We start from the raw sequence: 23,659 nt of genomic DNA, 5'->3' as shown, positions 1-23,659 counted from the left end.
CTCACGGCATACGGGCTGGGAACGGGGGCGGAAGGTCAGTAGGCGCCGCGGCTGCGCAGCACGGCGTGGATCGTCTTGGCCATGATGGTGAGGTCCTGCACGATCGACCAGTTGTCGACGTAGTAGAGGTCGAGCCGCACCGTGTCGTCCCACGAGAGGTCGCTGCGTCCGGAGACCTGCCAGAGGCCGGTCATGCCGGGGCGCACGTGGAGGCGGCGCTGCACGTCGGGGTGGTAGCGCCGCACCTCGGCGGGCAGGGCCGGCCGGGGGCCGACGAGGCTCATCTCGCCCGCGATGACGTTGATGAGCTGCGGGAGCTCGTCGATGGAGAAGCGGCGCATGAAGGCCCCGATGCGCGTCACACGGGGATCGCGGGTCGCCTTGAAGAGGAGGTTGTCGGGGTCGCTCGTCAGGTGGGTGACGCGGGAGAGCTGGGCCTCGGCGTCGACGACCATGCTGCGCAGCTTGAGGCACTCGAAGAGGAAGCCGTCACGTCCGACCCGGGTCTGGCGGAAGAGCACCGGGCCGCCGTCGCCGAGCTTGACGAGCACGGCGCACACGATCATGAGAGGCAGGGCGAGGACGAGGAGCAGGCTGGCGCCGACGAGGTCGAAGACGCGCTTCAGCCCCCGAGAGGCTCCGAGACTCTGCGGCTGCTCGACGTGGACCAGGGGGAGACCGCCCACCGGGCGCATCGTCATACGGCCCGAGGAGATGTCGCTGAGGCTGGGCACGACGGCCATCTGCACGTGGTGCCCCTCGAGGTCCCAGGCGATGCGGCGGAAGTCGACCGCGGACGGGAACGCGCCCTCGGTGAAGACGACGAGGTCGGCCTTCTCGCGCCTGACGGCGTCGGCGGTGCGAGCGCTCAGACCGACGACGGGCACGCCTCGCGGGGTCGCTGTCAGGGTCGTCGAGGAGGAGGGGACGAGCGCGCCGACGATGCGGTAGCCGAGCCACGACTCCCGCTCGAGCACGGCTGCGACGTCGTCGACGTGCGAGGCGGAGCCCGTGATGAGCACGCGGGTCAGCAGGTGTCCGTGAGCGTGCGCGCGGTGCACGAGGCGGCGGGCGAGCCAGCGCCACAGCAACAGCAGCGGCACCCCGATCGCGAAGAGCAGCACGAAGAAGCCGCGGGAGAGGTTGAACTTCGTCAGGTAGCTGATGATGCCGATGGTGCCGGCCGTGATGCCGGCCGCGCTGCAGATGCGGGCGTACTCGATGGTGCCGGCGCCGACGTGAGCACGGGCGTAGGTGCCCATGGCGACGTTGGCGAGCATCCAGGCCGCGACGATCCAGAGGCCGACCGACTGGGCGACGTCGTTGATGTCGGCCGTCGGGTCGAACATCCCGAGACGCGTGCGGCCCACGGCAGCGAGGGCTGTGGCCAGCACGATGACGATGAGGTCACCACCGGCGATCGCCATCTGCAGCAGCCGTTGGCTGCGAGTGCGGTCGGTCAGTGGTTGTGTGGTGGGCCGCGAGCTGACGTCCATCAGCGCGATCCCTGACTCCCCCATGGGCTGACCCATGCAACCTCTCCCCAAACCCGGCGCGATCGTGCCGATTCCGTTCGGTCCCCACCCCTGGAGACCCCGCCCTGCTTCCGGCCCCCCGGCTCAGGCTACGTGTGAGTATGCCGGATCCGGGAACTTTTCGGGGAGTCTCTTGACCTAAAAGATGGCGACTCTTCGGACAACTCGTGCTAGGACCGCAAAAGCATCACAATCCGCACGGGGGGATCTAACGCGGTGCGGACGTGGTGCGCACGTGGTCGTCACGCGGTCGCGATCCGGGCCATGGGAAGCCCGCTGGACCGGATGCCGGGTCGCTCCGGCGGGGGCGGTGCCCCGGGCACTACGCTCGGATCGAATCCCGTACCAACCCCTACCGCGCTCGTCCCGGGCGCGATCTGTCGAGGAGTGTCAGTGGCCACCATTGAGGAGATCGGCGCGCGCGAGATCCTGGACTCGCGCGGCAACCCCACCGTCGAGGTCGAGCTGCGGCTCGACGACGGCACCTTCGCCCGGGCGGCCGTGCCGTCGGGCGCGTCCACCGGTGCCTTCGAGGCATCCGAGCGCCGCGACGGCGACAAGGGCCGCTACCTCGGCAAGGGCGTTCTCCAGGCCGTCGACGCCGTCATCGAGGAGATCAACCCGCGCCTCGTCGGTTTCGAGGCGAGCGAGCAGCGTCTCATCGACGCCGAGATGCTCGCCCTCGACGGCTCGGCCAACAAGGAGAACCTCGGCGCGAACGCCATCCTCGGCGTGTCGCTGGCCGTCGCCCACGCGGCTGCCGAGTCCGCGGGTCTGCCGCTCTTCCGCTACGTCGGCGGACCCAACGCGCACGTGCTGCCCGTGCCCATGATGAACATCCTCAACGGTGGGTCGCACGCCGACTCGAACGTCGACATCCAGGAGTTCATGATCGCCCCCATCGGGGCTCCGACCTTCCGTGAGGCGGTGCGCTGGGGCGCCGAGGTCTACCACGCCCTCAAGAAGGTCCTCCACGAGCGCGGCCTCGCGACCGGCCTCGGTGACGAGGGCGGCTTCGCGCCCGACCTCGAGTCCAACCGTGCGGCGCTCGACCTCATCGTCGAGGCCATCGAGGCTGCGGGCTACGTCGCCGGCCGCGACATCGCGCTCGCCCTCGACGTCGCCGCGTCGGAGTTCCACGACAACGGCTCCTACACGTTCGAGGGGGGCTCGAAGACCGCCGACGAGATGGTGGCCTACTACGGCGAGCTCGTCGCGGCATACCCCCTCGTCTCGATCGAGGACCCGCTCGACGAGGACGACTGGGACGGCTGGAAGGCGATGACCGACCTGCTCGGCGACAAGGTGCAGCTCGTCGGCGACGACCTCTTCGTCACCAACCCCGAGCGGCTCGGGCGCGGCATCGCGTCGGGCACGGCCAACGCCCTGCTCGTCAAGGTCAACCAGATCGGCACGCTGACCGAGACCCTCGACGCCGTCACCATGGCGCAGACCAACGGCTACCGCTGCATGATGAGCCACCGCTCCGGTGAGACGGAGGACGTCACGATCGCCGACCTCGCCGTCGCGACGAACTGCGGTCAGATCAAGACCGGAGCGCCAGCTCGCTCCGAGCGCGTCGCGAAGTACAACCAGCTGCTGCGCATCGAGGAGGAGCTCGACGACGCCGCCGTGTATGCCGGCGTCGGCGCCTTCCCGCGGTTCGACTCGAGCCGCTACGGCACCCAGGCCTGATCGGTGGCCGACCGCACGCCGCCTCGCCCCGGCCGCTCCTCGAGCGGCCGGGGCGATGGCGCGCGGCCGGCGACGACCGGCCGGCCGACGAGCGGTGCCCGGTCATCGGGCACCCGCTCGTCGACCGCGCGTGCGGCCGGCACCCGTTCGACGGCCGCACGACCGGCCGGAGCAGCTCGCACGCCGAACCGCACGGGCGGCGCCTCGCGTCCGGCCCGTTCCGGCCCCGGCAAGGAGCGTCCGGGCCTCGCTGCACGGCCCCGCACGCCTGCCCCCGAGCCGCCGTCGGCGTCCACGGGGTGGGTGAGGGGCGCGATCCTGCTCACCATCATCGTCATGCTCGCAGTGACCCTCGTGCCGACGCTGCGCTCACTCATCCAGCAGCGAGGTGACACCGCGGCCCTGCAGGACCGCGTGGCCCAGCAGCAGCAGTCCGTGGCCGACCTCACCCGGCAGGCCGCCCTCTGGAAGGACCCCGCCTACATCGAGCTCCAGGCCCGCGAGCGGCTGAAGTTCGTGCGCGTCGGTGACCGCGCCTACACCGTCGTCGACGCCTCGCCCAGCGAGGCGAGCGCTGCAGCAGCCGAGCGTCCGGCCGTCGCCGCACCGCTCGCGAACGACTCGGCCCCGTGGTACGGCAAGGTGTGGCAGTCGGTCCAGATCGCCGACCGGCCCACCGCGGGCGTCACCGCGACCCGATGAGCACCGACGAGACCCAGAGCCGTCCGCCGGTCGAGGAGCACGACCTCGAGGCCGTGCGCCGCCAGCTCGGACGGCCACCGCGCGGCGTCGCCGAGGTGGCGCACCGCTGCCCGTGCGGCGAGCCCGACGTGCTGCGCACCGAGCCCCGGCTGCCCGACGGCACACCCTTCCCGACGACCTACTACGCGACCTGCCCGCGCCTGACCGGGGCGGTCAGCACCCTCGAGACCGCCGGAGTCATGCGCGAGATGACCGCGCGCCTCGGGCAGGACGCCGACCTCGCCGCTGCCTACCGCGCGGCCCACGAGCACTACCTGTCGAGCCGCGCCGAGCTCGGCGACGTCCCCGAGATCGACGGGGTGTCGGCCGGCGGCATGCCGACCCGGGTCAAGTGCCTCCACGTGCTCGTCGCGCACTCGCTCGCGGCCGGGTCGGGCGTCAACCCCCTCGGCGACGAGGCGCTCGCCATGCTCGACGACTGGTGGACGCCGACGTCGTGCGCCGCGATCCACGCCGCAGAGGACGCCGAGCTCGCCCACCCCGACACCGAGGACGCCCATGGCTGACGAGTCCGTCCGCGTCGGCGCGATCGACTGCGGCACCAACTCGATCCGCCTCCTCGTCGCCGACATCGACCCCGTCACCGGCTCGCTCGTCGACCTCCACCGGCGGATGGAGATCGTGCGGCTGGGGCACGGCGTCGACCGCACCGGCTCGATCGCGCCCGAGTCCATGGAGCGCACCCTGCGCGTCGCGCGGGAGTATGCCGTGACGTGCCGTGAGCTCGGCGCGGATCGGGTCCGCTTCGTGGCCACCTCCGCCTCCCGCGACGCGCGCAACGCCGGGGAGTTCATCTCGGGCGTGCGCACGGCCTTCCACGAGGACTTCGGTGCCGATGTCGCGCCCGAGGTCGTGAGCGGCCAGGAGGAGGCGTCCCTCTCGTTCTCCGGCGCGACCGGGGGTCTCGCGGCCCTCGGCGTGCCCGGGCCCTACCTCGTCGTCGACCTCGGTGGGGGGTCGACGGAGTTCGTGCGAGGCACCGACCACGTCGAGGCATCGCGGTCGGTCGACATCGGCTGTGTGCGCCTGACGGAGCGACACCTCGCGAGCGACCCGCCGACGGCGAGCGAGATCGAGGCCGCCACGGCAGACGTCGATGCAGCCATCGACCTGGCCGAGCAGGCGGTGCCGTTCGACGGCGTCGCGACCCTCGTCGGGTTGGCGGGCAGCGTCACGACGATCACCGCGCACCTGCTTCGTCTGCCGGCCTACTCGGCCGAGCGCGTCCACCTCACGCGGTCGAGCCCCGAGGCGATGATCGCGGCATCGAGCGACCTGTTGTCGATGTCACGGGCCGACCGTGCCGCCCTGCCGTACCTGCACCCGGGGCGCGTCGACGTCATCGGCGCCGGGGGGCTTGTGTGGCGTCGGGTCGTCGAGCGCGTGGTCCTGCGCAGTGGCATCACCGAGATCGTCACCTCCGAGCACGACATCCTCGACGGCATCGCCCTCAGCCAGATCTCCCGCTGAGCTGGGCTCGGGCGCAGGCGCACCCATCGACGGGCCTCCGCCGGACGTCCGCCCGGACCTTCACTGACCCCAGCACGGACGAGCGGCCGGAGGCGGCCACCTCGACCCGGCCGCCTCCGGCCTGGTCAGGTGTCGCTCCGGCCGCTCGGCCAGCTGCGGGGGTCGGTCAGGCGAGAGCCTTGGCCTTGAGGGCGTCGAACTCAGCCTGCGAGATGGCACCGCTGTCGAGCAGCCCCTTTGCCTTGGCGATCTGCTCGGCCGGGCTGCTCTGACCGGCGACGGACTGGATGTACGCGTCGGTTGCCTGCTTGGCCTCGGTGGCGTCACGCATCTGGCGCTTGGCCATGCCGCTGCCGCGCGCGATGAGGTAGACGAGTGCCCCGATCACGGGCAGGAAGAGCAGGAAGATGAGCCAGAGAGCCTTCCACCAGCCGCTGAGCTCGTGGTCGCGGAAGAGGTCGACGACGATCTGGAAGAGCGCCATCAGGAAGGCGACGAAGAAGAAGCTCCACACGAGGAGCCAGAAGAACTGCCAGAAATTCACGAAGCACCTCTTTATGGGGGTGAGGACTCCCGGTCGGAGCCTCTTGCTCCAAGGCTAGGAAGCGCGGCGTGTCCGCATCATCACCCTCGTCGGGTGAGATTCCAGCACCTGGCGACGGTCCTCGTCAGCGTGGGGAACGCCGAGGGCCGCGGTCAGGCTGCGGGGACGCCGACGGGCTGCAGGGCCCGCTCCGGCAGGGCATCGCCCGTGCGTCGGCGCGAGACGACGAACCGGCCGATCATCCACACGGCGGCGGAGAGGCCCAGCGCCCACGTGCCGTTGGAGACGGTGGCATCGACCGCACCGTAGGTGACGAAGAAGAGTGTCACGAAGATGACGGCCCGGATGGCTCGCTCCGAGAGGCGCACGGCCCCGAGAAGGACGCCGCCCCACAGGAGGTACCACGGGTGGATGACAGGCCCAGAGGCGACGAGCACGAGCAGCGCGCCGGCAGCGGCCACCACCGGCTTGCGGGGGGCGACCCGCCAGACGATGACGCTGATCGACACGAGGCCCACGAGCAGGCCGATGCTCTGCGCGATCGGCACGGCGGCCGCGGCGGTCGCGAGCGGCATACCGGCGAGGTTCATGAACCACTCGATCGACGCACCGACGAAGGTCGGCGGGGCGATCAACGAGCGGAGGCTCGCGGGGACCGAGAGGTTGGAGGTCCAGCCCCAGCCGAGCCCGGTGAGCACGGTGATCGCGGTGAAGGAGGCGACGGTGACGAGGGTCAGGGTGACGCCGTGACGGATGAGGGAGCGGAGCCGGGCCGACGCGCCCAGGCCGGCGGTGCCGTCGGCCTGCATCGCCATCCCGATGACGCCGACCAGGGCCAGCGCACCGGTCTGCTTGTAGCTCGCGGCGGCAGCGATGAGCGCGGCGCCGACCCAGAACCGGCCGAGGCTGGCGACGTAGAGCGCGAGAGTGACGAGCGCGACCATGACGGCGTCGCCGTGCGCGCCACCGACGAAGTGCATGATGACGAGCGGGTTGAGCACCGCGAGCCACAGGGCGTGCGACGGGCTGACGCCGAAGCGCTTGGCGAGGCGCGGCAGCGTCCACGCGAGGAGGGCGACGGCAGCCACGGCCGGCAGGCGCATCAGCACGGCCGCGAGGTAGGCGTTGTCTCCCGTGATCGCGACGATGAAGTGCTGCACCTGGAGCGCGAGCGGACCGTAGGGGGCGGGCGTCAGCAACCACATCGGGTCGACCTGGTCGGCGTACTGACCGGGGACCCAGTAGGGGCCGTAGGCGTAGGGGTCGAGCCCGCGCTGGACGATGAGCCCCTGCGCGGCGTAGCTGTAGGCGTCGCGGCTGAAGAGCGGGGGAGCGAGCAGGACCGGAAGGCTCCAGAAGACCCACGTGAGGCTCGGGACGCGGCGGCCGTCGCGCGGGCGCATCCGCAGCCAGGCGTCGACGAGCAGGGCGAGACCGGCGATGATGAGCACGGTCGCCGCGAAGCGGCCGACGCCCTCGCCCAGCCACTCGAGGTGGAGCTGCGAGATGATGGGGGCCTTGGGCGGCAGGAAGGCCGGCGTCAGCGAGCCGGCGCTGACGAGACCCATGCCGAGCGTGCCGCGGCGGACCATCGGGTCGGCCCACGCACGGTGCAGGGCGGCGACGAGTCGCGCGAACCAGTGGAGCACGGCCAGCCTGACCGCCTCGGGACGCGCCGGAACCGTCGGGGGCGTGCCCACGACACGTTGTTCCAGCACTCTCGACTCCTCGTTGCGTATCGTCGCTGCTCTTCTTCTTCTCGCCGTGGCTCGCCGTTGTGCGCGTGGCTGGTGGTCCGAAAAGTGACCGCGATGAAACCGCCCCTGGACCCTGAATGCTGTTCTAGTCTATGCCCCCGCACGCGCGAGGATGTGCATCTGGCTCGTGGCGTGGGCGGTCTGTGACCGGATCGTGCTGCAGATCACACGGCGCGACGCCCGCATCCGACCACTATGTACCCCCGGAGGGACTCGAACCCTCACCGTTGGCGATTTTAAGTCGCCTGCCTCTGCCAGTTGGGCCACGGGGGCGCCGCCCCAGTATGCCGCCGTCCCCCGCGCCGCTGCCCGGTGCGCCGACGCGCGGGGTGCGAGCGGCATACGACCGGTGCGTCACGATCTCGTCTCACCCGCCCCGCCCGCCCGGGCGGGGAACCTTTCGTGGGGGTGCGTTCGCTTACGCTTGGGGACAGTCGCCGCGCCCAGGAGCGGGTCGTGGCACCCAGTGCTTTTAGGAGCGCACTCACATGGCAGGTGGAAACCCGGTCTTCGACCGGCTCAACAAGCAGATCGAGAAGGAGCGCTACGCCGGCTTCGGCGCGCCCCAGGGGAGTCCGCAGCAGCCGGCGCAGCAGGGCACGCAGGCTGCGACGACGGGCTACGCGACCCAGGACGCGATGACGGCGCAGCAGCTCAATGACATGTACGCGCGGCAGGCGGCCGGCCCGGCCGACACCGGTCGCGTCACCGTCGACGACATCATCATCAAGAGCGCGGCGCTGTTCGTCGTCACGGTCGTTGTCGCCGGCGCCTCGTGGGCGTGGACTGCGGCCAACCCGAGCATGACGCTGCTCTTCTGGATGGGCGGCATGATCGGCACGCTCGTCATCGGGCTCGGCATCGCCTTCATGAAGAAGGTCTCCGTCCCGCTCATCATGGTCTACGCCGTGCTGCAGGGCGCCTTCCTCGGCGCCTTCAGCCAGTACATCAACTCCATCCCGCAGTACGAAGGCGTCGTGCAGATGGCCGTCCTCGCGACGCTCTGTGTCTTCGTCGCGATGTACATCGGCTACGCCACCGGCTTCGTCAAGGTCAACGCCAAGACCCGCCGGATGTTCTTCTTCGCGATCGTCGGCTACGCCCTCTTCTCGCTGCTGCAGGTCGTCCTGCTCTGGACGGGCGTCATCAGCGGCTGGGGCTTCGGCGAGAGCGGTGCGCTCGGCATCGGCCTGTCGATCCTCGGCGTCGGTCTCGCGTCCTACTCGCTCGCCATCGACTTCGACTCGATCGACCACGCCGTGCAGGTGGGCGCGCCGAAGAAGTACTCGTGGCTGCTCGCCCACGGCCTCATCGTCTCGATCGTCTGGCTCTACATCGAGTTCGTCCGTCTCTTCGCGCGACTGCGCGACTGACACCCTCGTGACGCCGTCGAGCGTGGGTTCGCCGATCCCGCACGAGGTGTCCGACGAGCTGAAGCGCGTGGTCGAGCGGTGGCACCAGCTGCCGCTCGACCGCGCGCTCTCGCGTATGCCGTCCGTCCGGGTCCTCGTCCAGTCGCTCGCCGACCGCGTGACCGCGTCCCATGGGGCGGCGGCCCGGCAGGTGCCCGACCTCGGACCTGCTGCGGTCATGGACCAGCTGACCGTCATGGTCCACGACCTCTTCCGGGCCCAGCCCGGCGCCGACCCGGCCCCGGTCGCGGAGGAGCTGGCCGGCATACGCCGGGCCCTGTGACCGCTGACCCCGACGAACTGCTCTGTCGATCGGCCGCGTGCGATGCGCCCCCGACTGGCCGCGTGGGACGCGCCCCCTTGGTCCGATCGAAAGCGCACTTCGTCGCCCGAGAATCGAAAGAGCGATCCGTCGGCATCATGCCGACGGATCGCTCTTTCGATCGGTGCTGGGGGTCAGCTGAGACGCTCGAAGATGACGGCCATGCCCTGACCGCCGCCGACGCACATCGTCTCGAGGCCGAACTGCTCGTCGCGCTCGCGAAGGGCGTTGATGAGCGTCCCCGTGATGCGGGCGCCCGTCGCGCCGAAGGGGTGGCCGATCGCGATCGCGCCACCGTTGACGTTGAGCTTGTCGTAGTCCATGCCGATCTGGTCGGCCGAGCCGATGACCTGGGCGGCGAAGGCCTCGTTGATCTCGTAGAGGTCGATGTCACCGATCGACAGGCCGGCGCGCTTGAGCGCGAGGTTCGTCGCCTCGACGGGGCCGAGCCCCATGATCTCGGGGGAGAGGCCGGTGGCGGCCGTCGACACGACGCGGGCGAGCGGCTCGAGGCCGAGCTCCTTCGCCTTGGTGTCGCTCATGATGACGAGCGCCGCGGCGCCGTCGTTGAGCGGGCAGCAGTTGCCGGCCGTGACCGTGCCCTGCTGGCGGAAGACCGGGTTCAGGGCCTGCACGGCCTCGAGGGTCACGCCGGCGCGCGGTCCGTCGTCCTTGCTGACGACAGTGCCGTCAGGGGCAGTGACGGGGCTGATCTCCCAGTCGAAGAAGCCGCGGCCGATGGCGGCCTCCGCGCGGTTCTGCGAGGTGACCCCCCACTCGTCCTGGCGCTCACGCGAGATGCCGTATGCCGTCGCGACGTTCTCGGCCGTCTGGCCCATCGCGATGTAGATGTCGGGCAGCAGGCCCTCCTCGCGCGGGTCGGTCCACGTCTCGTTGGTCTCGGCGATGCGCTTCGTGCGGGCCTGGGCCTCGGCGAAGCGGCCGTTCTGCTGGTCCTCCTTCGCGCCGCCGGCGCCGGCCCAGTCGGTGTACTGCGACACGCACTCGACACCGGCCGAGACGAAGATGTCGCCCTCACCGGCCTTGATGGCGTGGTAGGCCATCCGCGTCGTCTGGGCGGAGGACGCGCAGAAGCGGTTGATCGTCGCCGCCGGGGTGGAGTCCATGTCGAGGAGGGTCGCGACGACCTTGGCCATGTTGGAGCCGTGCCGACCGGACGGCTCCGCGCACCCGAGGTAGATGTCCTCGACGAGACGCTTGTCGAGGGCGGGCACCTTGTCGAGGGCGGCCTGGATCACGGTCGCGGCGAGGTCGTCGGGCCTCACGTCCTTGAGCGAGCCCTTGAAGGCCCGGCCGAACGGCGAGCGGGCGGTCGAGACGATGACGGCTTCGGTCACGGGGTTCTCCTGCACTGCGTCGGCAGCCCGCGCAGCGGTGCGACGGGCGACTAAGCGCTTGCTCAGTTCTGACGATGGTAGGACGTCCGAGCGGCTGTGCGACAGGGCGGTCGCCGTGGGCTTCGTCTCGTCGGCGCCCGCTAAGGTGGATCTGACCCGTTGCGCGGGGGCCAGTCTCGGCTCAGCCGAGCGGCACCGACCGCTCCGGTGAGCACTCCGCCGCCCATCGCGGCCCGCCCAGACCATCAGGGGATCCCATGAAGACCATGACCACGCGTGTGGTCGCGCTCGCCGGCGCGCTCACCATCAGTTTGGGAGCGGCCGCCTGCTCCAAGTCCGAGACGCCGACGACCGGCGCGACCGGGTCGGCCGGCGGGGCCACGTCGGCCACGAGCACGACGACCGCCGCTGCTGACGCGCCCACGGCCAGCGAGGTGCTCGAGAAGGCCAAGACCAACGCCCTGGCCGCAACCTCCGGCGCCTTCAACGGGACGGTCGAGGACAACGGCAAGAAGACGACGATCGACTTCAAGGGCACGAGCGACGGCAAGACGGCGGACATCACGATCGAGATGGCCGGGGACGGCAAGGCCCGGGTCATTTCGGTGCCCGAAGGCATCTACATCCAGGGCGACGAGACCTTCTGGAAGAAGCAGAACGCCCCGGCCAAGGTGCTCGCGGCCAAGGACAAGTTCATCAAGGCACCGGCCTCGGCCGCCTCGATGACCGAGAGCCTCAGCCTCAAGGCGTTCCTCGAGAAGGCCTTCGGAGCCGTGACGCCCACCCAGGTCGCCCCGACCCTGGGAGAGGAAACCGTCAACGGCGTCGACTGCTGGGTCATCACCGACACGAAGGGCAAGGCCGAGGGCGCGCTCTACGTCTCGAAGGACAAGTCCGAGGTCGTCCGCTTCACCGGGTCGACGGGCAGCCCCGGCCAGCTCGACTTCTCGCAGTGGAACGCCGACCTCGGCATCAAGGCGCCCGACGCCAGCGAGGTGATCACGCTTCCCTGAGCCGCGCCACGCACCACACCCTCGAGGGGTCGTCCGCCGTCGTGGCGGACGGCCCCTGCTGCATGCCGCTTGGCCGCTGTATGCCGCGCAGCCGCCGATGGACTCAACGTGTCGGTGCGTCCTCGCGGGACGGCATACGCCCCTCGATGGACCCGGGATCTCGAGCAGTGTCGACAGTGTCGACAGTGTCGGCGGTGGTGGCGGGAGTGGCGGGGGTTTCGGTGCCGGCGATCGGCCCGTGCGAGACGGGCTGCGGGTCGGCCGTGGAGACCGGAACGGCCGGGCGCATGCGGTGGAGCAGCACGGCCCACCGGCCCTGGCGTCCGCGCGACTGACCGGCGATCTCGGCGGGAGCCACCTCCGTGCCGGGGTGTGCGACAGCCCGCGTGGCCGCCTGTGCCACGGGACCGATGCCCTCGCCGCGCTGGGGGCTCGGACGGGTCGGGGTCGTGCGCTCGCCGAAGAGGTCGAGGGCGGCACTGACCGACGGCAGCAGGGCGGCCGCGACGCGGGCGTAACCGGCGGCGCTCGGGTGGAAGCGGTCCTCGCTGAACATCGTCTTGGGGTCGGCGGAGAAGACGGGGCCGAGCATGTCGCCGATCGAGACGGCTCGGCCACCGGCCTCGACGACCGCGACGGTCTGCGCGGCGGCGAGGTCGCGTGACCACCGGCGCGCGAGCCAGCGCAGCGGCTGGGGCACCGGCTCGACGGCACCGAGGTCGGGGCACGTGCCGACGACCACCTCGGCGCCGCTCTCGCGGAGGCGGCGCACCGTCATCTCGAGGTGGCGCACGGCGACCGAGCGGTCGATGCGGTGCGTGACGTCGTTGGCGCCGATGAGCAGCAGCGCGACGTCAGGAGCGGGAGTCTCGGCGAGGGCCCGGTCCAGCTGGCTCTCGAGCCCGGGGGACTCGGCGCCGACGACGGCGGCATTGGTCACCTCGACGGGCCGGCCGCTGAAGGCCGCCACGCCGTTGGCGATGGTGGCACCGATCGTCTCGTGCGGGTGCTCGGCGCCCAGGCCCGCGGCCGTCGAGTCGCCGAGCACGACGATGCGGATCGGCTCGCCCGACCCCGAGCCGTAGCGCCCCGCGTCGACGGGGGGTGCCTCGAAGCGCTGGCCGACGATGCGCCTCGTCAGCGCCGCCTCGACCCGGAGCACGCCGTAGGACAGGGCGCCGATGGCTCCCAGGCCCGCCACCCCGACACCGCCACCGAAGGCAGCGGTCTGGGCGATCCTTCGTGCGCGACGTGCGCGTCCCATGAGCGTGACCCCCTCCTGCTCGGCGGTTCGTGGATGACCACGGTAACCCGCGGCACCGACGAACCGTGCCGGGCCTCCGCCAAGTGGGAGGGCGGCGCAGGCACGCCTAGATATCCCAGCGTCGTGGCGTGTCAAGCGGCGACGGGTTGGCGGTGTGCCCATGCGGTGTGTTCGTCGTAGGGGGTTCGGTGTTTGAGGCAGCCGTGCAGGATGCCGACCCATCGGTTGGCCAGGGCGCGTAGGGCTTGGTGGTGGGTGTCGCCTGCGGCGCGGCGTTGGTCGTAGTAGGCGCGGGCTCCTGGGCTGGGCTTGAGGGAGCAGAAGGCCCACTGGTCGAGTGCGTCGTACAGGCGAGTGTTGCGGGCGTGTCGGGCCAGGACCGCGCGTTTCTTGCCTGAGGCGATCGTGATCGGGGAGGTCCCGGCGTAGTTCCTGCGAGACTTGGTGTCGGTGAAGCGTTCGGGGTCGTCTCCGAACTCGCCGAGCACCCGGGCGCCGAGGACGTCACTCAGGCCTGGCAGCGAGAGAAGGATGTCGGCGTCCGGGTGCTGCTCAAAAGTGGCTTCCAGCTGCGCCTCGAGCTGGGCGAGCTGGGTGTTGATCGCGGTGATGACCCCGACCTGGGCGGTGACCACGCTCGCGTACGCGGCTGCTGTCGCCTCGGGTGCGTGCAGCTGCTGGGTGTGCAGCACCGCGTGGATCCGCTCGGTGGTGGTGTGCAGGTTGCGTCGTCGGCCGCCAGCGCGCAGGGCCGCTGTGAGCTGGGAGCGGGTCAGCCGGGCCGCCCTGTCAGGATCTGGGGCCCGGGTCAGGACCGCGAGGGCGTCGTGGTCGTGCAGGTCCTGAAACGCTGTCATCGCCGCGGGGTAGAACTCCCGCAGCGCGTTCCGCAGCCGGTTGGTCTCCCGGCTGCGCAGCCACACCATCGACTGCTGGGCACGGGCCAGGACCTTGATGGCCTGCACCTGGTCGCTGTCGCCGGCCACGACGCGATGGTTGTGCGCGTCGGTGCGGACCAGGTCGGCCAGGACCTTCGCGTCCCCGGGGTCGGACTTGCCGCCGCCGACGTGGTGCCGGTCGCGGTAGCGGGCCACCGCCTTGGGGTTGACCGCGTACACCCGGTACCCGGCCGCGACCAGCGACGCGACCCACAGCCCGTGGTCGGTCTCGATTCCGACGGCCACCTCGTGCGGGTCACCGGCGTGCTCGGCGAGCAGCGCGTGAAAGGCGCTGACCCCAGCCACGCCCTCGGGTAGTCGCCGGGCGGCAAGCTTGCTGCCCGCCTCGTTCATGACATGGACGTCGTGGTGATCCTCGGCCCAGTCGTTGCCGACGAAGATCAACGCGACCACCTCCTTCACCTCGATCGACACACTGCGGACACTGAGCCGGGATCGCCCCGGTAGCGACCTAATGGATCAGTGCTCACCACCGCTGGGGGCACGACATCCCATCAGCACTCGTCGGGCGACCTCCCCGCCGGTCGGGACACGATCTAGGCGTAGAGATCAGCGCCTCAGGCTGAGGTGGTGTTCACCGACCAACGGCTCGGCCAAACAGCCTCCCACCCCCGATCACACGTCGAAAGAGGGAGAACAACACCCCCATTAGGATGGGGCGGTGAAGTATGCAGAGAACGTCGCGGACCTCGTCGGCAACACCCCCCTCGTCAAGCTCGGCAGCGTCGTCAAGGACGCGGGGGTGTCGTGCACGGTCCTCGCGAAGGTCGAGTATTTCAACCCCGGCGGATCGGTCAAGGACCGGATCGCGCTGCGCATGGTCGAGGCGGCCGAGCGTGACGGGCTGCTCAAGCCGGGCGGCACCATCGTCGAGCCGACGAGCGGCAACACGGGTGTCGGCCTCGCGCTCGTCGCCCAGCGCCGTGGCTACTCCTGCGTCTTCGTCTGCCCCGACAAGGTGAGCCAGGACAAGCGCGACGTCCTCAAGGCCTACGGCGCCGAGGTCGTCGTGTGCCCGACCGCCGTCGAGCCGGACCACCCGGACTCGTACTACTCGGTGTCCGACCGCCTCGTCCGTGAGATCGACGGCGCGTGGAAGCCCAACCAGTACTACAACCCCGAGGGCCCGAACAGCCACTACCTGACCACTGGTCCGGAGATCTGGCGCGACACCGACGGCCGCATCACCCACTTCGTCGCCGGCGCCGGCACCGGTGGCACGATCAGCGGCACCGGCAAGTACCTCAAGGAGGTCAGTGACGGCGCGGTCCGCATCATCGCCGCTGACCCCGAGGGCTCGGTCTACTCCGGCGGCACCGGCCGGCCGTATCTCGTCGAGGGTGTCGGTGAGGACTTCTGGCCCGGCGCCTACGACCCCTCCGTCGTCGACGAGGTCATCGCCGTGTCCGACGCCGACTCCTTCGAGATGACCCGTCGTCTCGCCCGTGAGGAGGGCCTGCTCGTCGGCGGCTCGTGCGGGATGGCGGTCGTGGCCGCCCTGCGCGCCGCCAAGGACCTGCCCGAGGACGCCGTCGTCGTCGTGCTCCTGCCCGACTCGGGCCGTGGGTACATGTCGAAGATCTTCAACGACGAGTGGATGCACTCCTACGGGTTCCTCACCGACCACACCGAGCAGACCGTCGGCGACGTGCTGCGCTCGAAGTCCGGTGACATGCCGGCTCTCGTGCACACGCACCCCGGCGAGACGATCCGTGACGCGGTGCAGATCCTCAAGGAGTACGGCGTCTCCCAGATGCCCGTCGTCAAGGCCGAGCCTCCGGTCATGTCCGGCGAGGTCGCCGGCTCCGTCAGTGAGCGTGCCCTTCTCGACGCCCTCTTCACGGGGCGCGCACACCTCGCCGACGCCGTCGAGAAGCACATCGAGCCCGGCCTGCCGCTCGTCGGCGCGGGGTCGCCCGTGTCGGCCGCCCGCAAGGAGCTGCAGGCCAGCGATGCGATCCTCGTCGTCGACGACGGCAAGCCGGTGGGCGTGCTGACGCGCGCTGACCTGCTCTCCTTCCTCGCCGACTGACGAGCCTTCGCGGCGCGCCGCGCGCCGCGGCCCGCAGGTCGCTGGGGCTCGAGCTGGCGGCCGGACGCCCTGTTCAGGCGCCGCTGGATGAGGTGCCCCACCGTGACGCGTCGTGCAACGGGCGGTCAGGCCTGGGCGGTGGCCTTGGCCTCGGCCTTCTTCGCCTTCTTGAACTCGCGCACCTTGACCCGTGAGGCGTCGTCGACGACGTCGGCGATCGAGCGGTGGCCGGGCTTGCCGTAGTCGCCGGTGGCCGCCTCCCACCCGTCAGGGGTCACCCCGAACTGCTTGGCGAGCAGTGCGGCGAAGATCTTCGCCTTCTGGTCGCCGAAGCCGGGCAGGCTGCCGATGCGCCGCACCAGCTCGGCGCCGCTGTCGACACCACTCCACACGTTGGCCGCGTCGCCGCCCCAGTCGTCGACGAGGGCCTGGCACAGCTGCTGCGTGCGGGTGGCCATGGACCCGGGGAAGCGGTGGAGCGCCGGCGGGGTGCGGAAGTGCTCGAGCAGCGTCTCGGGCGGCAGCGCCGCGATGGCGGCGGCATCGAGACGGCCCCCGGGAGGCACGCCCAGCCGTTGCGCGAGCACGCTCGGAGAGGTGAACGCCTTCTCCATTGGGATCTGCTGGTCGAGCTGCATGCCGAGCAGCAGGGCGAGCGGGTCGCGCTCGAGGAGGGTGTTGCCGTCGTCAGTGGTCGCAAGGTGCAGGGCCATGCACCCATCTTGACCTACGGGATGTGGCGTCCAGGGGTGGAGCCGGTCGAGACACATCCAGGCCACGTCGGCGTCCGTGAGGTCTCCGTCACGCAGGTGGACGAGGAAGCCGGCCATGGGCATCGTCACGACCTCACAGAACTCGTCCTCGTCCAGTCGTTGGTCGAGGGCGAGACGGCATCCCGTTGCCAAGACCGCGTGGCGAAGGTGGGTGGCGTAGCCGGCGAGCCAGGTGCGGCCCACGAGAGTCAGCTGTTCGGCGACGTAGCCGGTCTCCTCACGCAGCTCTCTCTCAGCTGCATCCCGCACGTCCTCACGCTCTCTGCATCCGCGGACCTTAGCCGAGCCCGTGCCGCAGTCCGACGCGCTGCGTTTGCCGGTGAGCAGGGCCGGGGTCGCTCACGATCACCAGCAGAGGGCCTGCGGCGTCCAGCGGTTGAGAGCTCCAACCGGATTCGACACAGTGGGTGTCGTATCGGCCGGCTGCTGTTCGTAGCCTGAATGGTGGCGGACACCAGGTCCGCCGGACGAAGGGGAACGCGGATGCCTCACTACCTCATCTACTTCAACCAGCAGTGGGTCGGCGACCACGACGAGGCGTGGTTCGACAGCCGCGTCGAACCGTCCAAGGCCGTCGTTCGAGAGATGCGGGACCAGGGCGTCCTGGTCTACGCAGGCGGACTGGTCGAGGAGCTCGAGGAGGCCGCGAGCGCCGACGCCACGAGCGGCGAGCTCGTCGTCACCGACGGACCCTACGTGGAGACGAAGGAGTGGCTCGGCGGGCTGACCATCGTGGACGTGCCCGACGACGAGTCCGCTCGCAGGTGGGCGGGGAGGGTGGCCGAGGGGTGCGGCTGGCCTCAGGAGGTGCGCCGCTTCAAGGCCGGCTCGTTGCAGGCCATCGTGCGCGGCGGGTGAGGGTGCTGGGCCAGCGCCGAGGCGCTCACATCGCCGAGTCGGGGCCACCGACCTGACCCGGAACCCACGACGGCACACCGGCCGACACTGAACCGGTGCCCGACGTCAGGATGGCCACTGCGCGCTCCACCTCTCCGACGGCGTCCGGAGCAGCGGCGACGAGCAGGCGCACGCCCTGCGGAAGGTAGTCGACGGCCGTGACCTCGATGCCCGGCCTGCCGCGCAGGTCGTGCTCAAGACGTGGTCCCGCCGTGTGGTCCACCTCGAGGACGAGGCCCTCGCGCAGCTCCATCCGGACGAGGCTCGCGTCGTCGAGGGCGAGCGACACGGCGTCGCCGTAGGCCCGGATGAGACCGCCGGTGCCGAGCAGGGTGCCGCCGAACCACCGGGTCACCACGGCCAGCACGTCGGTGAGGCCGCGGCCGCGCAGCACCTCGAGCATCGGAGCGCCGGCCGTGCCGGAGGGCTCGCCGTCGTCGTTGCTGCGCGTCGTCGCCCCGTCGGGGCCGAGCACGAAGGCCGTGCAGTGGTGGCGCGCGTCCCGGCTCGACGCGCGCACCTGCTCGACGACCTCACGGGCGTCGGCCTCGGACGACACGGGCCTCACGTCGCACACGAAGCGCGACCGCCGCACCTCCACCTCCGAGCGGGCCGGTGCGGCGAGCGTCAGGTACTGATGCGGACCGGGCACGGACGACGCTCCGGTCAGCCGAGGTGTCGCTCGATGACGATGTCGACGAGCTCCGGTGGTGGGGTCTCGTCGGGCAGGAGCAGCGGCGGGGTGACGACGTCTGCGCCGCTCGCGGCGGCCACGTCGGCGAAGTAGCCGGGAGCGAGGAGGTAGGTCGCAACCACGACGCGGGGAGGAGCGGTCGCCTTCCCGGCATTCACGGCATACGCTGGATCACGTTGTGCGGCAACAGCGTCCGCGACACGCGGCTCGGCAGCGGAGAGGTATGCGGCCGTGACGGGGGCGCCGACACGTCCCGCGAGTGCCTCCGCCGTGGCGGCGCAGTCGGTCACGGCGCGAGCGTCGGACGACCCGGCCGCCGCGAGCACGACACGGTCGCCGTCGCGGAGGCCCGCGGCGTCGAGCCGCCGGTGCAGCAGGGCGACGAGCCGAGGGTCGGGGCCGAGCGCCCGCGTGACGTCGGTGCCTGCGCGGTCGGCCGCGATGTCGGAGAGGTCGACGAAGACGTGGTAGCCCGCCGACAGCAGCAGGGGCACGAGGCGGGCCCTGCGGTCGGGCGGCAGGGTCGCCAGCACCGTCGCGGGGTCGGGCTGCTGCACGTCCACGAAGGCCTCGTGCACCTCGAGATCGGGCCGGGCGGTGGCGACGGCTGCGACGAGAGCCGCGACGGCCGCCTGCCCGGCGGGCGAGGCGGTGCCGTGCGAGCAGGCGATGAGGGCAGGGGCGTCGGATCCCATGCGCCCACTCTCGCACCCCGGGCGCCCCGACACCGCACGGCGTTCACGGGGCGGGGTGAGTGGGGCGTTACCGGGGCATCGTCGTCCGGAAACGCCGGCGAAACACGCCGTCCCTACCGTGGGAGTCACTGCACCCGCCACACGAGCGTCGCGCGACCGATGCGCCCGCCCGTGCGGCATACCGACGTCGCACGTGGGGAGGCGCACATGCTCATCGAGACCGACATCGCCGGGCTGCCGGTGCTCGTCATCGGCCCGATCGGCCTGACCGACGCCGCCGAGCGCCGCTACCGGCGGGCCGGTGCCCAGGTCATCAGCGTGCAGTCGCCGGATGCTGTCACGCCCGTGCTCGTCGAGTGGGCCGGCCTCGCCGTCCTCGTCGACGCGGCCCGCGACTGGGGGCCGGCTCGGGCGGCGCTCGCCGGTTCGGTCATGCTCGTCGAGGAGGAGGCGCCCCACGCGGCGCGCGGGCGAGTGGTCCTCGTCGGCGCCGGTCCCGGCAGCGCCGGCCTGCTGACCCTCGACGGACTGCGGGCGCTCGCGGACGCCGACGTCGTGCTCACGGACCGGCTCGCGGAGGTGGGCGACGTCGCGGCGCTCGCGCCGGGGGCCGAGGTCATCGACGTCGGGAAGCTGCCCGGCCACCACGCCGTGCCGCAGACCGAGATCGAGCGGATCATGGTCGAGCGCGCGTTGGCCGGTCTCACCGTCGTCCGGCTCAAGGGCGGGGACCCGTACGTCTTCGGGCGCGGGGGCGAGGAGGTGGCCGCTGCGGTCGGTGCCGGCGTGCCCGTGACCGTCCTCCCAGGGGTGTCGTCGGCCGTCGGCGTGCCCGGTGCCGCCGGCATCCCCGTCACCCATCGCGGCGTGAGCCATGTCGTCACCGTCATCTCCGGCCACGTGCCCCTCGAGGACCATCGGGCGACGGCCCTCGCGCAGCTCGGGGGCACCGTCGTCGTCCTCATGGGCATGAACAACCTCGTGCCCATCGCGGCGGCGCTCGAGCGGTGCGGCCTCGATGCCGACACCCCGGCCGCCGTCGTCGAGCGTGGCTTCACGCCGGACCAACGCAGCCTCGTCGGCACCCTGGGCACGCTGCCGGGGCTCGTCGAGCGCCGCGGCGCGGCCTCGCCCGCCGTCATCGTCATCGGCGAGGTCGTGCGTCAGTCGGAGGTCTGGGCCCGGCGCGCGGGCGCTCGCGAGCTCGAGGTCGTCGGATGAGCAGTGCCCGACGCCACCCGACCACCGCCTGGTCGGACCAGCTGACCGGCCCGGACCCGGACGCTGCGCGGACCGAGGCGAGCGGATCGGTGCTCGCCGGCTTCCGGATTGCCGTGACCTCCGACCGCCGCTCGGCCGACCTCGTCGACGCCTTCGTCCGACGAGGCGCCGAGGTGATCCACGCCCCAGCGGTGCGCATCGCGCCGGTCGACGAGGACGAGATCCTCATCGGCGACACCCGGGCCGTCATCGAGAGCAAGCCTGACATCGTCATCGTGACGACGGCATACGGCTTCCGTCGCTGGATCGAGTGTGCTGACGCCGCGGGACTGGGGGAGGATCTCGCCCGCGCTCTCGACCGCGCCCGCATCATCGTGCGCGGGCCCAAGGCGCGGGGCGCCGTGCGTGCCGCGGGCCACGACGACGACGGCATCGCCGATGACGAGCGCACCGCCTCGACCGTGACGCTGGCGATCGAGGCGGGGGTGCTCGGCAAGCGCGTGGCCGTGCAGCTGCACGGTCACGAGGACATCGAGCAGCTCGAGCGGCTCCGGTCGGCGGGGGCCTCGGTGCTGACGGTTGCGCCCTACCGCTGGGTGCGGCCGACCGACGAGGGGCGTCTCGGACGGCTCGTCATGGCCGTCGCGTCGCGCGAGGTCGACGTCGTGACCTTCACGTCCGCACCAGCGGTCGACGGACTCGTCTCTGCGGCAGCGCAGCTCGGCATGGACGGCGTGCTCCTCGATGCGATGCGCTGCGGGGTCACGGCCGCCGCGGTCGGCCCGGTCACGGCCGCGCCGCTCCTCGACGCCGGGATCGAGCCGATCGTGCCCGACCGCTTCCGGATGGGCGCGCTCATCCGCTCGGTCGTCGAGCACCTCACCCTCAACGGCGTCGCCCAGGTCGACACCGCGCTCGGTCCTCTCGTCGTGCACGGCAGGGTGGTGACCTTCGCCGGCGAGACGGTGACGCTCGCCCGGGGGCCACGGGCGATGCTCGCGGCGCTCATGGCGGAGCCGGGGGCGGTGTGCACGCGGGAGCGCCTGCTCGACGAGCTGCCCGAAGCCGAGAACGAGCACGCGCTCGACATGGCGGTGAGCCGGCTGAGGGCCGCCCTGCCCGACCGGCAGCTCGTCCAGACGGTCGTGCGACGGGGCTACCGCCTCAACGTGTGACGCTGGCCGCCGAGGTGGCTGTTGCCGCGTCGGAGACGATGGCCGGCGCGTGGGCGGCGATCCAGGCCATGAGGGGGACCATGTGCTCGGCGAGCCCAGCGCCGCGGTCGGTGAGGGAGTACTCGACGTGCGGCGGCACGACCGGCCGGGCGTCGCGATGCACGAGGCCATCTGCCTCGAGCTGACGGAGCGTCTGGGCGAGCATCTTCTCACTGACCCCCTCGGCGCGGCGGCGCAGCTCGCTCCACCGCAACGGTTCCCCCTCTGCGAGGGCGAGGATGACGAGGGTGCCCCACTTGCTCGTCACGTGGTCGAGCACGGTGCGGCTCGGGCAGCCGGCGGAGAAGATGCCGTCGGGGAAGTAGTCGCGCAGGGTGGAACTCACCGTCATGTCAGTACCTTACTTCAAAGTGGGTACTAACTTCAGGGAAGTATGACGTGGACGAGGTGGTTGTCGCGAGTGACCACCCCAGCAACGTCCGTGAAAGGACCGTCATGAAGCTTCTCGTCACCGGTGCCAGCGGCCACCTCGGCCACCTCGTCGTCGAGTCCCTGCTCGAGCGCGGCGTGCCGGCCGGCGACATCGTCGCCACCGCCCGCACGCCTGAGTCGATCGCCGACCTGGCCGAGCGCGGCATCGAGGTGCGCCGTGCCGACTACGACGACCGTGCGTCTCTCGACGCCGCGTTCGCCGGCATCGATCGCATCCTGTTCGTCTCCGGCAGCGCCGTCGGCGAGCGGATCGCGCAGCACACCAACGTGATCGAGGCGGCCAAGGCCGCCGGAACAGGTTTCGTCGCCTACACGAGCATCACCCGCGCCGACACCTCGGACCTCGTGCTCGCCGCCGAGCACCGCGCGACCGAGGAGCTGCTCGCGGCGTCCGGGCTGCCGCACGCCCTGCTTCGCAACTCGTGGTACCTCGAGAACTACGCCGGCCAGGTCAGCACGGCGCTCGAGCACGGCGTCGTGCTCGGCGCTGCCGGAGAGGGCCGCGTCAGCGCCGCCAGCCGCGCCGACTTCGCCGACGCGGCTGCAGTCGTGCTCGCGGGCGAGGGGCACGAGGGGCGCGTCTACGAGCTCGGTGGCGACGACGCCTTCACGCTCGGCGAGTATGCCGCTGCGCTGAGCCGTGTCTCCGGGCGCGACGTCGCCTATCGCGACCTGTCCGTCGAGGACTACACGGCGGCCCTGGTCGCGGCGGGCCTTCCCGAGGGGTATGCCGCCGTCCTCGCCGACGGTGACCGTGGCCTCTCGCAGGGGGCGCTCTTCACGGACAGTGGTGACCTCTCGCGCCTCATCGGCCGCCCGACGACCGGCGTCGAGGCCGCGCTGCGCGCCGCGCTCGCCGTCGTCCCCGCCTGAGCCGCAGCCAGGAACTGGGCACTCGACTGAGTCTTCACTCGAGTGCCCAGTTCCCGACGGGTCCTGACAAGTCGAGTGCCCAGTTCCCGGCGGGCCCGATCCGTCGAGTGCCCAGTTGTCGACGGTTCCGTTCGGGGGTGGCGTGTCGGGACTTGGGCACTCGACTAGACCTTCACTCGAATGCCCATTTGTCGACGGTTCCGTTCGGGGGTCAGGTGTCGGGAACTGGGCACTCGACTAGACCTTCACTCGAGTGCCCAGTTCCTGACGCTTCCCTTGGCCCGGGGCTCAGGGGTGGGGGACGCCGAGGCGGACGAGACCGTGCTGGACGCGGACGGCATACGTCGGCAACGCGACCTCCGGGTCGTCGAGGGCGGCCCCGGTGCGTAGCGAGAAGACCTGCTTGAGCAGCGGTGATGCGACGGTCGGCTCTCCGGCGCGGTCGCCGGTGAGCCCCCGGGAGATGACGCCGGCCCGGGCGTACGGGTCGATGTTGCCCACTGCGTAGATCATGCCGTTGGGCAGCAGGAAGAGGGCCGCCTGGCCGCCGCCGGGCAGGAGCACGGCGACGCCCCGCCCAGGCACGAGCCGGCTGACGGGGCACGCCGGCACCCACTGCTTGGCGCCCGGTGCGGGCAGCACTCCGGGACGGATGACCGTGCGAGCCGTCGGTGCCACCTCGTCGATCGGGGGAGCGGTGATGAGGGTCGTCATGA

24 protein-coding genes and 1 tRNA gene are annotated in these 23,659 nt (G+C 71.3%); 12 read left to right on the top strand and 13 right to left on the bottom strand.

All coding sequences use genetic code 11. The features are described 5' to 3' along the window. Positions 1 to 35: 35 nt before the first annotated feature. A complete protein-coding gene (locus tag FBY41_RS02650; protein ID WP_141841860.1) occupies positions 36 to 1,532 on the bottom strand; it encodes a sugar transferase in 1,497 nt (498 codons plus the stop codon). Between the two features lie 396 nt (positions 1,533 to 1,928). On the opposite strand from FBY41_RS02650, the gene eno reads away from it, so the two are divergent. After that, the gene (gene eno / locus FBY41_RS02645; protein WP_141841859.1) at positions 1,929 to 3,230 is read left to right on the top strand and encodes a phosphopyruvate hydratase; all 1,302 of its coding nucleotides are present in this window, start codon (positions 1,929 to 1,931) and stop codon (positions 3,228 to 3,230) included. On the opposite strand, the gene FBY41_RS23750 is transcribed toward eno, so the two are convergent. Further along, entirely contained in the window at positions 3,212 to 3,568 is a 357-nt protein-coding gene (locus FBY41_RS23750) for a hypothetical protein (RefSeq protein ID WP_260439519.1), read from the bottom strand. The genes eno and FBY41_RS23750 overlap by 19 nt on opposite strands. Between FBY41_RS23750 and FBY41_RS23745 the strand changes: the two genes are divergently transcribed. From FBY41_RS23745 to FBY41_RS02630, 3 genes are read left to right on the top strand one after another with little or no spacing between them, the layout of a single operon-like run. Then, positions 3,567 to 3,932, top strand: coding sequence for an FtsB family cell division protein (locus FBY41_RS23745; protein WP_260439518.1), 366 nt, complete (start codon positions 3,567 to 3,569; stop codon positions 3,930 to 3,932). The genes FBY41_RS23750 and FBY41_RS23745 overlap by 2 nt on opposite strands. Next, a complete protein-coding gene (locus tag FBY41_RS02635; RefSeq protein ID WP_141841857.1) occupies positions 3,929 to 4,498 on the top strand; it encodes a DUF501 domain-containing protein in 570 nt (189 codons plus the stop codon). The genes FBY41_RS23745 and FBY41_RS02635 overlap by 4 nt, the downstream gene beginning before the upstream one ends. Beyond that, positions 4,491 to 5,462, top strand: a complete 972-nt coding sequence (locus FBY41_RS02630) for a Ppx/GppA phosphatase family protein (RefSeq protein ID WP_141841856.1) — start codon at positions 4,491 to 4,493, stop codon at positions 5,460 to 5,462. The genes FBY41_RS02635 and FBY41_RS02630 overlap by 8 nt, the downstream gene beginning before the upstream one ends. A gap of 166 nt (positions 5,463 to 5,628) precedes the next feature. Here the strand turns inward: FBY41_RS02630 and FBY41_RS02625 are convergent, their stop codons facing one another. The 3 genes from FBY41_RS02625 to FBY41_RS02615 form a co-directional block, all read right to left on the bottom strand. Beyond that, positions 5,629 to 6,006 carry an SHOCT domain-containing protein gene (locus FBY41_RS02625; RefSeq protein ID WP_141841855.1) on the bottom strand — a complete coding sequence of 126 codons (378 nt, stop codon included), beginning with the start codon at positions 6,004 to 6,006 and terminating at the stop codon, positions 5,629 to 5,631. A 152-nt stretch (positions 6,007 to 6,158) separates the two neighbouring features. Next, positions 6,159 to 7,724, bottom strand: coding sequence for a polyprenol phosphomannose-dependent alpha 1,6 mannosyltransferase MptB (gene mptB, locus FBY41_RS02620; protein WP_141841854.1), 1,566 nt, complete (start codon positions 7,722 to 7,724; stop codon positions 6,159 to 6,161). A 237-nt stretch (positions 7,725 to 7,961) separates the two neighbouring features. Further along, a tRNA-Leu gene (locus FBY41_RS02615) sits at positions 7,962 to 8,036 on the bottom strand. 215 nt (positions 8,037 to 8,251) lie between these two features. Between FBY41_RS02615 and FBY41_RS02610 the strand changes: the two genes are divergently transcribed. Further along, a complete protein-coding gene (locus FBY41_RS02610) occupies positions 8,252 to 9,136 on the top strand; it encodes a Bax inhibitor-1/YccA family protein (RefSeq protein WP_141841853.1) in 885 nt (294 codons plus the stop codon). Between the two features lie 22 nt (positions 9,137 to 9,158). Continuing rightward, the gene (locus FBY41_RS02605) at positions 9,159 to 9,458 is read left to right on the top strand and encodes a hypothetical protein (RefSeq protein ID WP_141843029.1); all 300 of its coding nucleotides are present in this window, start codon (positions 9,159 to 9,161) and stop codon (positions 9,456 to 9,458) included. Positions 9,459 to 9,631: 173 nt separating this feature from the next. Here FBY41_RS02605 and FBY41_RS02600 read toward each other — a convergent pair whose 3' ends face one another. Further along, positions 9,632 to 10,855 (bottom strand): acetyl-CoA C-acetyltransferase, encoded by a 1,224-nt coding sequence (locus FBY41_RS02600; RefSeq protein WP_141841852.1) that lies wholly within the window; start codon positions 10,853 to 10,855, stop codon positions 9,632 to 9,634. A gap of 266 nt (positions 10,856 to 11,121) precedes the next feature. Here FBY41_RS02600 and FBY41_RS02595 point away from each other — a divergent pair, with 266 nt between their 5' ends. Next, a complete protein-coding gene (locus FBY41_RS02595; protein ID WP_260439517.1) occupies positions 11,122 to 11,868 on the top strand; it encodes a hypothetical protein in 747 nt (248 codons plus the stop codon). Between the two features lie 103 nt (positions 11,869 to 11,971). Here FBY41_RS02595 and FBY41_RS02590 read toward each other — a convergent pair whose 3' ends face one another. Both FBY41_RS02590 and FBY41_RS02585 read right to left on the bottom strand, forming a co-directional pair. After that, positions 11,972 to 13,132 (bottom strand): SGNH/GDSL hydrolase family protein, encoded by a 1,161-nt coding sequence (locus tag FBY41_RS02590; RefSeq protein ID WP_141841850.1) that lies wholly within the window; start codon positions 13,130 to 13,132, stop codon positions 11,972 to 11,974. A gap of 131 nt (positions 13,133 to 13,263) precedes the next feature. Continuing rightward, on the bottom strand, positions 13,264 to 14,475 hold the full coding sequence (locus FBY41_RS02585) for an IS110 family transposase (RefSeq protein WP_141843027.1): 1,212 nt from the start codon (positions 14,473 to 14,475) through the stop codon (positions 13,264 to 13,266). Positions 14,476 to 14,752: 277 nt separating this feature from the next. Here FBY41_RS02585 and FBY41_RS02580 point away from each other — a divergent pair, with 277 nt between their 5' ends. Next, complete coding sequence (locus tag FBY41_RS02580) at positions 14,753 to 16,123, top strand: cystathionine beta-synthase (RefSeq protein ID WP_141841849.1); 1,371 nt, start codon at positions 14,753 to 14,755, stop codon at positions 16,121 to 16,123. Between the two features lie 125 nt (positions 16,124 to 16,248). Here the strand turns inward: FBY41_RS02580 and FBY41_RS24130 are convergent, their stop codons facing one another. Continuing rightward, entirely contained in the window at positions 16,249 to 17,223 is a 975-nt protein-coding gene (locus tag FBY41_RS24130; RefSeq protein ID WP_311769378.1) for an HhH-GPD-type base excision DNA repair protein, read from the bottom strand. Between the two features lie 156 nt (positions 17,224 to 17,379). Between FBY41_RS24130 and FBY41_RS02570 the strand changes: the two genes are divergently transcribed. Next, positions 17,380 to 17,754 carry a YciI family protein gene (locus FBY41_RS02570; RefSeq protein WP_141841847.1) on the top strand — a complete coding sequence of 125 codons (375 nt, stop codon included), beginning with the start codon at positions 17,380 to 17,382 and terminating at the stop codon, positions 17,752 to 17,754. Between the two features lie 25 nt (positions 17,755 to 17,779). Here the strand turns inward: FBY41_RS02570 and FBY41_RS02565 are convergent, their stop codons facing one another. Next, positions 17,780 to 18,445, bottom strand: coding sequence for an IMPACT family protein (locus FBY41_RS02565; RefSeq protein WP_141841846.1), 666 nt, complete (start codon positions 18,443 to 18,445; stop codon positions 17,780 to 17,782). A 14-nt stretch (positions 18,446 to 18,459) separates the two neighbouring features. Further along, positions 18,460 to 19,182, bottom strand: a complete 723-nt coding sequence (locus tag FBY41_RS02560; protein ID WP_141841845.1) for a sirohydrochlorin chelatase — start codon at positions 19,180 to 19,182, stop codon at positions 18,460 to 18,462. A 207-nt stretch (positions 19,183 to 19,389) separates the two neighbouring features. Here FBY41_RS02560 and cobA point away from each other — a divergent pair, with 207 nt between their 5' ends. Then, positions 19,390 to 20,403: a uroporphyrinogen-III C-methyltransferase gene (gene cobA / locus FBY41_RS02555; RefSeq protein WP_141841844.1), complete on the top strand. Its 1,014-nt coding sequence runs from the start codon at positions 19,390 to 19,392 to the stop codon at positions 20,401 to 20,403. Next, positions 20,400 to 21,578, top strand: a complete 1,179-nt coding sequence (locus tag FBY41_RS02550) for a uroporphyrinogen-III synthase (protein WP_141841843.1) — start codon at positions 20,400 to 20,402, stop codon at positions 21,576 to 21,578. The genes cobA and FBY41_RS02550 overlap by 4 nt, the downstream gene beginning before the upstream one ends. Here FBY41_RS02550 and FBY41_RS02545 read toward each other — a convergent pair. Next, on the bottom strand, positions 21,568 to 21,969 hold the full coding sequence (locus FBY41_RS02545) for a winged helix-turn-helix transcriptional regulator (protein ID WP_141841842.1): 402 nt from the start codon (positions 21,967 to 21,969) through the stop codon (positions 21,568 to 21,570). The genes FBY41_RS02550 and FBY41_RS02545 overlap by 11 nt on opposite strands. Before the next feature lie 104 nt (positions 21,970 to 22,073). Here FBY41_RS02545 and FBY41_RS02540 point away from each other — a divergent pair, with 104 nt between their 5' ends. Further along, positions 22,074 to 22,943 carry an SDR family oxidoreductase gene (locus FBY41_RS02540; RefSeq protein WP_141841841.1) on the top strand — a complete coding sequence of 290 codons (870 nt, stop codon included), beginning with the start codon at positions 22,074 to 22,076 and terminating at the stop codon, positions 22,941 to 22,943. Between the two features lie 288 nt (positions 22,944 to 23,231). Here the strand turns inward: FBY41_RS02540 and nirD are convergent, their stop codons facing one another. Continuing rightward, on the bottom strand, positions 23,232 to 23,657 hold the full coding sequence (nirD, locus tag FBY41_RS02535; protein ID WP_141841840.1) for a nitrite reductase small subunit NirD: 426 nt from the start codon (positions 23,655 to 23,657) through the stop codon (positions 23,232 to 23,234). Positions 23,658 to 23,659: the final 2 nt, after the last annotated feature.

Source organism: Humibacillus xanthopallidus, from assembly GCF_006716675.1.
GTDB classification, from domain to species: Bacteria; Actinomycetota; Actinomycetes; order Actinomycetales; family Dermatophilaceae; genus Humibacillus; species Humibacillus xanthopallidus_B.
Note: the sequence above shows the minus strand (reverse complement) of the source record. Positions and strands in the feature narration are given on the sequence as shown.